We start from the raw sequence: 12,038 nt of genomic DNA on the forward strand, positions 1-12,038 counted from the left end.
TAACGAAAGAGTGCATGGATATCCATGTGCTTTTTCTTTTGATAGCAAAAGCTGATTTCTACTTCTACATATGTAACAAGGAGGAAACAACGTGAACAATATTACGCTTGGCGTCCACCTCATCGTTAACAATGAAGCTGATCTTCTGCCCCACTGTCTCACAAGCGTAGCAGGTGTTGACGAGATTGTGGTCATAGATACAGGCTCTACTGACGAATCCATAGCTATTTCCCAAGCGCACGGGGCTAGAGTATTCCAACGGGAATGGACAGAAAACTTTGCTGCAGCACGTAACGAAGGTCTCGATCAGGCGGATACCGATTGGATTCTAGTCCTTGATGCCGATGAACGCCTGCAAACTCCACTTCCGGAACTCCGCAGCCTCCTGCAAAACACGCAAGCTCAGGCTTTTACAGTACACATTGATAATTGGCTTGGCGTTCGGCCTGAGGATAAGGTAAAGCACAGTGCGGTTCGTTTATTCCGAAATGGACAGGGTTATCGATATAGCGGAAGAATTCATGAAGGAATTGACGCTGCAATTCTTAAATCACATAACATCTCGGCGATTGTGCATAGTGATATTGAGATTGAACACTTCGGATATTTGCCGGAAATCATGGCACGAAAAAATAAAATCAAACGCAATGAGCAGCTGCTGCGACTCGCTTTAGCCGAACAACCGGAAGATCCTTTTCACTCGTATAATTTAGCAGTCACCTGCTGTCAGGACGGTCGTCTTCAGGAAGCAGAGGCATTACTTCGCCAGACCCTTCACCATGTGCCACTTGAAGCTTCTTACCGTCCTACGATGATTAGAGATCTCTGTAAAATTTATCTGACTCAAGGAAAAACCAATATCATAGATCCCTTGCTGTTGCCTGAATTGGAGCGTTATGAGGATTACCCTGACCTGCATTTTTTATTAGGCCAATCTTTGGAGAGTCAAGGCTTGTTAGAACGTGCTTTTCAAGCTTATCAGCGTGCAGCATCCATTTCTGGAGATCAGGTTAGTCAAAAATATGTATCTGAGCAAGGGATGAACACCTTCCGCCCACTTTATCGACTAGGCTTAATCTCAGAGCGGCTTGAGCTTCAGGAGGACGCTGCGAGATTCTACCACCGTGCGCTTCAACACCACTCTTTATATAGGCCTGCCTTGCAGGGAATAGCTTCTGCTTTTCAACGCTTAGCTGTACCCGACGAGGAGATTGCCAGCTTGCTGATACAACTCGTCCCCCCAACTAATGCTGCCCAACGAGCTGCAATCATTGACAGCTTATTTGAGATAAATGCTAATGAGACCATCACTAACTTATCCCGAGACACTTTTCCCTTGGAATTAGATACGGCAAATTGGATGATCTCTTCACTCCTGATCACCGGCAAGCTAGAGGACGCCTATGCAACCATAAGACAAATGACCTCCTTAGCTACGCAAGATAACCATGATTTAGAATATCTGAAAAAGTGGGCTACCCTCTGGGCTATTTGCTCTTGGGCGCTTTTTGGAGAATTCCACAATGACCTGCTAACCTATGCACCAGACGAACTCCGTTTCGGACTGCAATACATTCAGAAGTGCCACCAGCAACAAAAGGTAGATCCCGCTGAAGCAGAGGTAGATTCATTAACATTACATTCCTCATTCATTTCAGATTTGATCGAACAATCAGTAAAACTACACCAGCCCGCGTTAAGCGAAGCTTTGATAAAGCTGTTCCCTACCTTTCGGTCTGAATTAGCCGCAGCATTATATAAAGAAGGGAATAGGAATGCAGCCGGTGAGCATTTTATCAGGTTAGTTAGCGATCAAGCGGCTGATGCGAAGGTTCTTTTTTATATAGGTGAGATGGTCTTTGACAAGGGGCATTACACGGAAGCCAGTGAATGGTTTCAACAAGCGCTGGAGCAGATGCCTGAGCATGAGGCTGCCCGAGTGGGTTTAGCACTCTGTTACCTTCAGCAAGCGAAGCTTAGCATGGAGGAGGCACTGAACAGCTTGGATGCAGCTAACGTTCATGGTCCACTGCAAACGGATATTGGTGCCATCCATAAATCCATCTTTTTACTAAATCGTACACCGTGGCACACACAATGGAGCTTCCGCCAGAGTGAGGGGAGGACAGCCAAATGAGCATGCCAAGCCAAAAACCTCTGATTTCTCTATGCATGATCGTTAAGAACGAAGCAGATAACCTAAACCAATGTTTAAAAAGTGTACGTGGTGTCGCCGATGAGATTATTGTAGTCGATACTGGCTCTACTGACTCCACGCTACAAATTGCTCTAAGCTTTGGAGCTAAAGTTGTTCACCATCCTTGGAATGGCGATTTTGCCGCTGCCCGCAACGCGGGTCTTCAGCAAGCCCACGGACAATGGATTCTCATTCTGGATGGAGACGAGGAACTGGATGCGAAAAGTAAGGGGGAGCTGTTGCTGTGTGCGGAGCATTTGGAGTATGAAGCTTTTTTTCTGCGCATTCATAATCATAAAGGTTTAACCGCAGCTTCCCAGACCATTACTGTTAATCCGATTATCCGGCTATTCCGTAACCGCCCGCAGTACCGTTTCAGCGGCATCATCCACGAACAGATTGCAGAAACGATCGTAAGAGCTACACCCAAAGCAGCTATGCATTTAAGCAACGTAGTCATCCATCATTACGGTTATGCAGACGGCGTAGTAGCAAAAAAAGATAAGATCAAACGAAATGTAGAGCTGCTCAAGGAACAGCTAAAGTTAAATCCCAATGACCCCTTTCACCATTTCAATATGGCTGTTGAATATATGCGGCTTAGTGAATATCAACCGGCTCTAGAGCATATCAAAAGATCACTTAACGAAGCTCCACCCGACACAAGTTACGTTCATCTGCTGCACAAATATCAAATCCGCTGCCTGGCAGAATTAAAAGATTTCAACGCGGCGCTGGAAGCTTGCGACTCAGGGATAACCTTACATCCGGATTATCCTGACTTGGCTCATATCAAAGGTGTGCTGCTGTTTCAAATGGGGGCCCTAGCTGAGGCCAAAACAGCATTGCTGCAAGCCTTAGTCATTGGAGAAGCTCCTTCCGGTTACCATACCGAGTCCGGATTCGGATCTTATTTGACATTTTATTTGCTGGGACAGTTATGCGAAGAAATAGGCGATGAGACCGAAGCCTGTGCCTGTTATACCAAAGCTGCTCAGCTTCATCCCGAGCCAACGCCCATCATAACCCGACTGATCCGAGCCTTAAAATGTGCTGAGCCCGAAAATGAAATTTTGGGCTGGCTTCACGCTCATCTACCCGAATACACAGCTGCTAAAAGCGGACTTCTCTTAGATTTATTGCGGATTGAGGGATGTGAAGACGCAGCAAAACAGCTGATGAAGACCACAGGGCAGTCCTCATCTAATGACTCGTTATTCAACCCAGCCTATCACCCAGGGCGTTCGGAGCTTTTGTTGGCGGATCGTCTGCTTGCCTCCCTCTCCTCTTCAACCCCCTATTCTCCAGCGGCTAAAAGAGTGCGGCTCGCACTTCCACTGCCCAGAGTTTCAGATTAGGAAGGACGTATTCCTATGACCACACCGGATATTACACTTTGCATGATTATTAAGAACGAGGCAAACCATCTGGAGAAATGCTTATCCTCTGTGCGCGGGCTAGTGTCTGAGATTATCATTGCGGATACAGGCTCAGAGGATAACAGTAAAGAAATCGCTCAGAGGTTCGGTGCAAAGATTATCGACATTCCTTGGGAAAATGATTTTTCCAAAGCGCGGAATATAAGCCTAGAGTATGCAACTTCCGCTTGGGTTCTGGTACTGGATGCTGATGAGGCTGTGGATCATTGGAGTGAGGAGCTGCTCCAGCCCTTGCTTGGTGCCGAGTATATTCATGGGTATTGGCTGCCCATTATCCACTATGTCGGTGAAATACCTGAAGCGGATTTTGTTACAGATCATGTCTGTCGATTATTCAAAAATGATAAAAGAATTATTTTTCGCGGAAGTATTCATGAGGAGATTGCCAGCAGCATTTGGGAGCTTCCAGCTGGGGAGATCGCTTATGCAGATTTGCGTATTTTCCACTACGGATATTTAGAAGATGAACTGATGCGTAAAAATAAATATAACCGCAATTTAGCACTTATCAACAGGGGGCTGCGGCTTCAACCGTACCATCTTTTTCTTCGTTACGCGTTAGGGGCAGAGTATTATCAGCATGGACAATATAAAGAAGCGGCAGAGGTCCTCCTTCCGCTGCTCACCGATGCTCCAGCCCCTTCCGGTTATGTCTCAGATATTTACCTTAAGACGGCGTACGCCTTACAACTATGTGGCCGAAAGCAGGAAGCCGAGGAAGTTTTTCGTACGGGGAGCGGTCTTTTTCCTGATTTCACGGATTTATTAGAAAGCTATGCCCTCCTATTACTGGAACAAGGGAAGCTCAGCTCAGCCAAGCACTTCTTGGAGAACGCACTTCAGAGCGGGAATACAGCACATAAATACCCTTCTTCCTCAGGCAGTGGAACGTATCGGACAGAACTACTAGCCGGAAGAGTCTGTGAGAAGTTATACCAATATCCGGATGCGTGGAGACATTACGAGGCTGCTATACAACATAAGCCTGATTATAGCGAAGCGTGGAAAGAACTCGTCCCACTAAGCCTTCTATCTGGAGAGAAGGCACAACTACGAGCATTGACCCACTACTATCTGCACTCTTTATCTCCTGATACTTTGAGTTATCTTCTGCCCGCAGCGCTCAATGCCCGCGATCCGGAATGGCAAGCTGAGCTTTCTACAGCCAGCCAGTTACCCTCATCTGTTCAGGCTGCATTGCAGGCGATTCTGGAAATAAACAATCAACCGGAACATTTTCAGACACTCGCACCGCTTGAACAGCTGCTTCATGATCCTTCCCATCTTTCCAACCGATCCTTTGTACTTGGCTACCTGTGGGCTTTCTCTTGCCGTATTGGAGATACTGAGTCTGCCATGCGCTGGCTTGTCTGTCTATTGCCTTACAGACCGGCGATTTTATCGATCCATCATATTTTAACAGGGAATTATAGTCTTAAGGCTGATCTTTCGGATCTAAGCTATGCAGCACAATTGCTGCTTCAGACTGGTGCTTGGAATAGTTTATTAGCACTTTATCGCCATTCGGAAGGATCTTCCTTACACTGGTCCAGTCTGCCACAGCCCTTACTCTACGGATTACTTGAAGCCCCCACCTCCATAAAAAAACAATGGTGCTCTATTTATGTCAGCAAGCACCCTCAATATCATACACCTGCGGACTGTACCGAGTGGCAATTATACGCTGCGATAGCCTACTCCTGTGGAGAGATGCCCATCCTTCATGTAGAGGATGAAGCCGCTTTGCGTAGAGTCGGGGGGGCTACCGCAGCCGTGAGCCTCGCTTATTACAAGCTGCAGCTCGCAGCAGAAGTATATCCGCAAGGGATACCATCAGCTCATATCCCTTCTGCGCTGCTTCTGAGATCTGCCAGCCGGACTTAGCCGGTTGGCAGATCAGATGCGGATTTCAAAGCTCCTCTTGCCATTCCACCAGATGGGGCTGCTCATCAAGGATAGATTCGTACTGCTCCAGACTACCCCAGCGCCCCTCTGGATCAAGCTCCAGGTAACGCGAGTATTTTCGCCGAAGCTCCTCAGGGGATATCGCCCAACCATAATGTTTCACACGCAGCTCGGTAAGAAACCCCGGCAATACCGAATAAGAGAGCGGAAGTCTTGGCACATGATGATCCATTTTCGGAAAAAAATAATGAAAGTTCGGCAAATAGCGGACTAGTGTACGGGTATGCTTCGTGTGGATATTCCAATGCTCATCTTCACGGTAATGTGTGGTGCCGCCCCAAAAATCAAATAATCGGAAGGATACCCAGTCATACACATCCTGATCGATGAGTCGCCTCATCTCCCGTTTAGCAGACTCTTCATAGAACTCATCGGCGTCCACAGACAGCAGCCAATCCGGATTCGTAGATACCGCCAGCTCCCACAATGTTTGCCGTAGCTCCCATTCACGGTTAAACAAAGAGCTTTGCAGGGTTACGAGCTTCTTAACTTTGGCAAAAGAGAGACATAACTGAGCCGTATGATCTGTACTTCCATCATCCACGATCACAATATCATCCACGAACTCACTTAATTCCTCCAGCACCTGCTCTAAATACCTTCCGGCTTCGTTCCTAACCTGCATAATAGCGGTCAGACGGTTGCCTGATGTTTTGCGGAGTGGCCCTCTATGACTACTCATCCTCCACTCTCCTTCTCAATCGTCTTACAGCCTCTTCGAGATCTGCCATCTCTGACAAAAGTGGCCATGCCTGATTGTCTTGCCCTCCTGCATTTAAAAAGCTGCGAATGGCCTCGTGCCGCCTGCCATACAGCAAGTGTATGGTGCCTTCCATGGCTTCATCCACATTTTCTTCCTGCTCATGTTGCAGCACTATTGCCTTTTCCCATTGAAAAGTCCGCACATAATTTTGCACCAGCAACGCTTTTGCCTCGGAAGAAGTTAGCGGACTTAAAATTCTAACCGCCGCTGCCTCATCCTCATTCCGGTGGAACAACTCCGCGCGAACCAGTTCATCCTGCCCGGAATGGAGCCAGCCCTCCATCCTTTCTACTGCTTGCTTCTCCTCTGCGGTAAATGCTGTAATCGCAAATTGGCGGACCGCCGTTTCCAAATTCCCTGTCTTGGCTTCTATTGCAGAAAAAAACCGGAAGTGTGAAATAAGGCAATCCAAATATTCATACAGCACCATTAACTCAAAGGATTGCGCCAGATATCGATTCGCTGTGGAGTCCCCAAGCAAATACAAATAAGATGCTGCCAAATAATGTACAACAGGCTGGCTGGGCAGCTTGGCGCACATCGAGGTATAATAATCCGCCCTAAACTGGAGTTGAATCCTAAACCAGTCCGTAGCAAGGAGGGGCTCCTCCTGCCATAAGTTCTCAATCGCCTTACTCCACAACATCTCATAATCTGTCAGAAAATAAATCCGCTCGCGCTGACATACAACTCCATACGATTCCTGCTGATCCCCGTCGAGATAAATAACATTCTCCCTGCACAAGCTCTGCTCCAAATAGATCCGTTCTGACCGGGTTCCTACTAGATCGGCCTTTGCTCCAAGCAAGCCGCTGTATTTATCCCATAAGACCTTATTTTCTTCTTCCGGACAGCGCTCTAATAAAGCCACTATATATCCCGCTTGCAAAGAAAGAACCTCTGGTAGCCAATAGGGAGAAGAGACCAGAAGTGTGTACTCCCTCGCCTTGAGAGTATGAATATCCGCGATCATTACCGGCTTGATCTGGCTGTTAGTCTGCTGCTCAAGAGTCATTCTTCCGGCAAAACAGACCTCTTCCCGCTCGGGCAGAAGATCCAACAGTCTTTTATATTCGTATTCCTCCCAGGAGCCTCTGCTCAGAATTAAATATTTCATGACTGCGCCTCCTTGCCCCTGCTCCTATCTGCCTTCTTCCCCTGCGGTTCGGACAAATCCCCCACATAACCTATAGTTAGTGAAGCTTCAGGGTGAAGCTGCAATTGGTGCGAAGTAGACGCCTTACAGGTAATCACTCCAGGCACATTCCCGCCTTTATGAGCAACTCGCTCTAATGGAAAAACAATTCCCGAAGGGTCCCCCCTAAGCAACCGCCCCACCTCTTCGTCCATATCCGTAGATAAACTAACGATCAGATCCGCGGAACCTTGGGTGATCGCCTTCACTACCCGTTCAACGTAATATTTCTCATACCTGATAGAGTCTGATAAATACACAGTTATCTCACTCTCAAATAATGCAGATGCATTCTTCAAAGCCCGCAGCCAAGCCTCTTGACCACGAACTGCAATCACTACATCCTGTTCATTTACTGGCAAGCCGGAAGCTGTGTTCATCCAGCTGTCCTTGATCCAGATCCAGCGAATATTCTTGTAGCTCTGCTGCTCCTGTGTAGCTGCCCATTCCTGCGGAAGATGGTCCCCATTCCCATCCTCTTCACAATAAACAATCGCCGTCACTAATGGCGTTGCCAAGGTTGCCTTACCGAGTGGAATAACAGGTTGTGTTGATTGTAAGAATCCATTCTGCGGTACAAGATGTTCTTCGGCTTCTAAGACATCTTCCAGCGCCCATTTTGTACTGTACGACTGCCAGCCATCCGCAAGTGTTGGTCCGTTCAGCCTTCTCTGGCCCCTATCAAGTGAATGTATAGCATGAACATACACAGCATCACTTAGCGCCAGCTTGGCTCCAGACTGCCGCGCTCGAAGACACCAATCGGCAATCATAAAAGGCCGCGCTTGAAGCGAGGTGTCCAACCCTCCAATACGCTGAAGCAGCTCTTTAGAGAACAGGAGACAAGAACCCGTTAGTACATCCATCTCTCGCCATTCTCCTTGATGCCGGCCAAGACTGTAGCTTACATGAGCAGCAAACTCATCATAGGTGCCGAAGTGAAGACGTTTCTTCCCTTCCCCTCTTTCGGTTGAAGAGCGAGGGGCCACCACCTTAACTACAGCGTCATCAAAAGGAACCCACAATAGCTCACTTAGCCAGCCAGGTGATACCATGATCGAATCTTCAAGCAAAACCGCGAAACTGGTTTCGATCTGTGCCAAAGCCTGGTTAGGCATGTACTCCTCCTTTTCATAAGGAAGAAAGAGAATCGGCTGCTCCGGTGAGAACTGTCCCGCTAAAGTTTCCATAGGAAAATCAGGAGTCATCGCCACAGCAATAATGCGCACAGACTCTCCAGAATGGAGCAGCAGCAAGGGTAAGCAAGCTGCGGCACATTCCAGGCGGCTTAGCTCAACTACAAGGGTAAGCCCATCTTTACTCGGCAGTGGAAGTAGTCCCGTGCGCTCCAAGAACCCATACCTTCCCGCCAAGCGTTCCACATTCAGAGATTCTTGCGACATTAGGATTCACGCTCCATTTATTAAAGCTGTTCTACCTATAGTCTATGAGCACTGAAGCATGATATCCCCTTAATTTCCTCCGCCCGCGCCTTTGTCTTCTTCCGTATGCTCTGCACCCGTACTCGCGGGATCGGTTGCCGCTGGAGACGAGCTGTTATCTTTCTGACTGTTGCTGGAGGTATCCTTGCCCTGATCCACTACTCCACTCTTATCCCCGCCTACAGCTGGAGCAGGAATGGCAATTCCCGGAGCACTGCTGCCGTTAGCCCCCACAGGTTGACCTTGATTATCGTAATAATACATAGGTACATCTCCAACAACCATCAGATAAGACACAGGAATTTCTGTATCCACTACCTGCGGCTCCATATCAAAAGGAATGACGACTGCAACCTCTGTCACAATATGAATGTATACCTCGACCAGAATCATATTGATCCCAGCGTTTTGCTGGCGGGTGCTGAGTTCAACCTTAACCGCACCTTGTGGTTCAATCTTGATCGGAATATCGGGTCCATAAGAAGCAATAAGGGGACTGCCCAGCGCTTGCCCCAGCGGAATATATTCTGTTCGATTATGCAATTCCTGCAGCGTAGACTGAATGACCTGTGCCGCTTGCGAAGTAATACGCATATGCTCCGCGTAGTTGAGCATGAACCCTGATATTTTCCCGTTCTTATCCGTCTTCCAATCAATTAGCTCTTCCGCATTCCCTCCATTCGCAACCTGAGAGGTAATCGCCTTATTAATCGATTCCGTAGCGATTTGCTTCACACGTATTTGTGCTAAATGCAGGATGGGCGGCTTCATATGCAGCTCCACATAGCGCAAGGATTGCAGCACCAGCACAAGTATTACTAAGGAGGCTATCAGCCAAAATTTGCGTCGGCTTCTTGGCTTATGTGTTCTTCCGCCTGCAACCGTTACCTTACTCTCTGGCCGGCTGGATAACCTAAAGCGGCCTTTGCTACGTTTGGCTTCAAAGCGCGTACGCTGCGGCCTAACCGCTGCCCGGCTGGGTTTTGACTTGAATGCAGAGCTTCTCGCTGAGAATCTCCGATTCGTGTCCCCATTTATTTTTGGCAGCCGAAAATGGCCTAGATCAGGTATTCTCAGCCTTCGGTTCCCCCATTTTTTCAATCTGCCCATTGCAATAGTCCCTCCCGCCTTACGCAGAGGTCAAGCCACCTCCACTTAATTTAAGGTATTCGCTAAGAGGACAAAAAAGAAGAACGTTCCCTCCGGCAAACTGCGCCTGAAGTAACGTTCTTCATCCTTTAGATCATGAACTGGGAAGATGATATTAGTGCATTCTGCTCCGCTTATCCTCCTGCAAATGGTCCCAATGACGCCGAATAAAGATGCCAATGAGAATAGCTATAAACACCGCATACCAGGTAAGATAACCATTCCATTCTTCACGCGGAACAATTAAGGTGGATCCGATCGTACCGAATAACCATATATAAGACAAATTACCAAGTACGGTTCCCCATATAAAAGATGAGGCTTTAATCGGTGAAACAGCAGACATGAAATTGATTACATTATTCGGAATAATCGGGATCGTACGCAATAGCACCAGTGTCCAAATCCCATATCGATCCAAGTAACGTTGCCATTTATCATAGCGCTTCAGTTTGCTTCTCCATTTTCGGTCAAACCAGTTATACAGATATCGCCGAATGAGAAAATACATCAGTATTCCGCCCAGATTGCAGGCCAGCCAACTGATCAGCATACCTCCAATTACGTTAAAAACAGAGACATGCAGCACGATCAAAATTACGAATGGAAAAAATCCTAATATACTCTGCAAAAGTGCGAGCGGGATGGTCACGAATAAAATAGATGGCCCGCTAAGGCCCAGCGTTTGCAGCAGCCAATCAATCCAGGTATTTATGGTCTCTGTCATGAAGCAGTCTCCTCTCTTGACTCCTTGCAGCAGCTGCCTCCTGATTTACTTTGACAAAGCATAAGTCTAAGTGTGTAAACTAGGTATCCATTCTTATTGAAATATAAGCAGGGTACACTAAGAGCTTGTAATACTTTGCTTATATTCCCAAGAAAAACACCCCTTACGGGGTGTTTTATTGAATGAGCTTGCTTATGAAGTGTAATGTGTAAAGAACAGTAGTTAGCGTACAAGTTACATTTTTGTTTCCATTTATTCTTCACATCATAACACAGTTTTTAATCTACTTACAATTCTATACCTGCAACCCAAGCATTCACTTTATCCGGATTGCTCTCCACCCAAGTTTTAGCGGCTTCTTCTGGTGACTTGCCACCCTGAACCTCAATCATTACTTTGGCCATATCTTCTGCTGTCCATTCGAATTGATCCAGGAATTTGTAGACATTCGGCATGTCATCTTTCAGACCTTGGCGAACCATCGTGTGGATCTGTTCATCCGCACCGTAAACCCCTTTTGGATCTTCCAGATATTTCAGATCCATATTGGCGAACATCCAGTGTGGTGTCCAACCTGTAACAACGATTGGCTCGTTATTGTCATAAGCCTTTTGCAGTTCCTGAGCCATCGCTGCGGATGAGCTTTCAAGAAGTGTGTAATCGCTAAGATCATATTCCGCGATAGCCTTTTCTGTGGTTGTCATAATGCCGGCACCTGGCTCAATGCCGATAATGCGATTGTTCAGCTTTGCTGCCATATCACTGTTCTTCAAGTCTTCAATAGAGTTAATATCCATATAGGCCGGAACAGCCAAGCCAACCTTAGTTCCGTTTAGATTTGCACCCAAATCTTCAATTTTTGCACCGTACTTCTCTAAATAAGCCGCATGGGTGCTTGGCAGCCAAGCTGCAACCATTCCATCCGCACTACCGTCTGCAACCCCAGCCCACATTGGACCAGCATCTACCTGCAGCATTTCAACGGTAGCTCCAAGCTTAGTTTCAAGTACTTCCTTTACTACATAAGTACTCGCAATTTCCGAATCCCATGCTACATATGCTAATTTTACCTTCTCTTTACTTGATGAAGAACATCCAGCAATAACAGCAATCATCATAATAACTAACAGGAATACCCCTATATTTTTCTTCTTCATTTAT

General features: G+C 47.0%; 9 protein-coding genes. 3 read left to right on the forward strand and 6 right to left on the reverse strand.

Going from position 1 to position 12,038, the window contains the following annotated elements:
* Window positions 1-91: 91 nt before the first annotated feature.
* From MKY14_RS17065 to MKY14_RS17075, 3 genes are read left to right on the forward strand one after another with little or no spacing between them, the layout of a single operon-like run.
* Window positions 92-2,137: a glycosyltransferase gene (locus tag MKY14_RS17065; RefSeq protein WP_340976937.1), complete on the forward strand. Its 2,046-nt coding sequence runs from the start codon at window positions 92-94 to the stop codon at window positions 2,135-2,137.
* Window positions 2,134-3,555 carry a tetratricopeptide repeat-containing glycosyltransferase family 2 protein gene (locus MKY14_RS17070; protein ID WP_076128016.1) on the forward strand — a complete coding sequence of 474 codons (1,422 nt, stop codon included), beginning with the start codon at window positions 2,134-2,136 and terminating at the stop codon, window positions 3,553-3,555. The genes MKY14_RS17065 and MKY14_RS17070 overlap by 4 nt, the downstream gene beginning before the upstream one ends.
* 15 nt (window positions 3,556-3,570) lie before the next feature.
* On the forward strand, window positions 3,571-5,520 hold the full coding sequence (locus tag MKY14_RS17075; RefSeq protein WP_340976939.1) for a tetratricopeptide repeat-containing glycosyltransferase family 2 protein: 1,950 nt from the start codon (window positions 3,571-3,573) through the stop codon (window positions 5,518-5,520).
* Window positions 5,521-5,545: 25 nt separating this feature from the next.
* Here the strand turns inward: MKY14_RS17075 and MKY14_RS17080 are convergent, their stop codons facing one another.
* The 6 genes from MKY14_RS17080 to MKY14_RS17105 form a co-directional block, all read right to left on the reverse strand.
* Window positions 5,546-6,283 carry a glycosyltransferase gene (locus MKY14_RS17080; RefSeq protein WP_076193397.1) on the reverse strand — a complete coding sequence of 246 codons (738 nt, stop codon included), beginning with the start codon at window positions 6,281-6,283 and terminating at the stop codon, window positions 5,546-5,548.
* Window positions 6,276-7,481 carry a hypothetical protein gene (locus MKY14_RS17085; RefSeq protein WP_340976941.1) on the reverse strand — a complete coding sequence of 402 codons (1,206 nt, stop codon included), beginning with the start codon at window positions 7,479-7,481 and terminating at the stop codon, window positions 6,276-6,278. Before MKY14_RS17085 ends, MKY14_RS17080 begins: the two co-directional genes overlap by 8 nt.
* Complete coding sequence (locus MKY14_RS17090; RefSeq protein ID WP_340976943.1) at window positions 7,478-8,962, reverse strand: hypothetical protein; 1,485 nt, start codon at window positions 8,960-8,962, stop codon at window positions 7,478-7,480. The genes MKY14_RS17085 and MKY14_RS17090 overlap by 4 nt, the downstream gene beginning before the upstream one ends.
* 69 nt (window positions 8,963-9,031) lie before the next feature.
* On the reverse strand, window positions 9,032-10,111 hold the full coding sequence (yunB, locus tag MKY14_RS17095; protein WP_076099391.1) for a sporulation protein YunB: 1,080 nt from the start codon (window positions 10,109-10,111) through the stop codon (window positions 9,032-9,034).
* A gap of 154 nt (window positions 10,112-10,265) precedes the next feature.
* Window positions 10,266-10,877 (reverse strand): TVP38/TMEM64 family protein, encoded by a 612-nt coding sequence (locus MKY14_RS17100; RefSeq protein ID WP_076099392.1) that lies wholly within the window; start codon window positions 10,875-10,877, stop codon window positions 10,266-10,268.
* 287 nt (window positions 10,878-11,164) lie between these two features.
* Window positions 11,165-12,034: a glycine betaine ABC transporter substrate-binding protein gene (locus MKY14_RS17105; RefSeq protein ID WP_038573223.1), complete on the reverse strand. Its 870-nt coding sequence runs from the start codon at window positions 12,032-12,034 to the stop codon at window positions 11,165-11,167.
* Window positions 12,035-12,038: the final 4 nt, after the last annotated feature.

This window comes from Paenibacillus sp. FSL R5-0887, from assembly GCF_038002305.1.
GTDB classification, from domain to species: domain Bacteria; phylum Bacillota; class Bacilli; order Paenibacillales; family Paenibacillaceae; genus Paenibacillus_AQ; species Paenibacillus_AQ odorifer.

Bases quoted from the DNA above. Each gene is read 5' to 3' on its own strand.
- MKY14_RS17100 (WP_076099392.1), bottom strand. From the start codon at position 10,877: ATGACAGAGACCATAAATACCTGGATTGATTGGCTGCTGCAAACGCTG.
- MKY14_RS17105 (WP_038573223.1), bottom strand. From the start codon at position 12,034: ATGAAGAAGAAAAATATAGGGGTATTCCTGTTAGTTATTATGATGATT.
- yunB (WP_076099391.1), bottom strand. From the start codon at position 10,111: ATGGGCAGATTGAAAAAATGGGGGAACCGAAGGCTGAGAATACCTGAT.
- MKY14_RS17080 (WP_076193397.1), bottom strand. From the start codon at position 6,283: ATGAGTAGTCATAGAGGGCCACTCCGCAAAACATCAGGCAACCGTCTG.
- MKY14_RS17090 (WP_340976943.1), bottom strand. From the start codon at position 8,962: ATGTCGCAAGAATCTCTGAATGTGGAACGCTTGGCGGGAAGGTATGGG.
- MKY14_RS17075 (WP_340976939.1), top strand. From the start codon at position 3,571: ATGACCACACCGGATATTACACTTTGCATGATTATTAAGAACGAGGCA.
- MKY14_RS17070 (WP_076128016.1), top strand. From the start codon at position 2,134: ATGAGCATGCCAAGCCAAAAACCTCTGATTTCTCTATGCATGATCGTT.
- MKY14_RS17085 (WP_340976941.1), bottom strand. From the start codon at position 7,481: ATGAAATATTTAATTCTGAGCAGAGGCTCCTGGGAGGAATACGAATAT.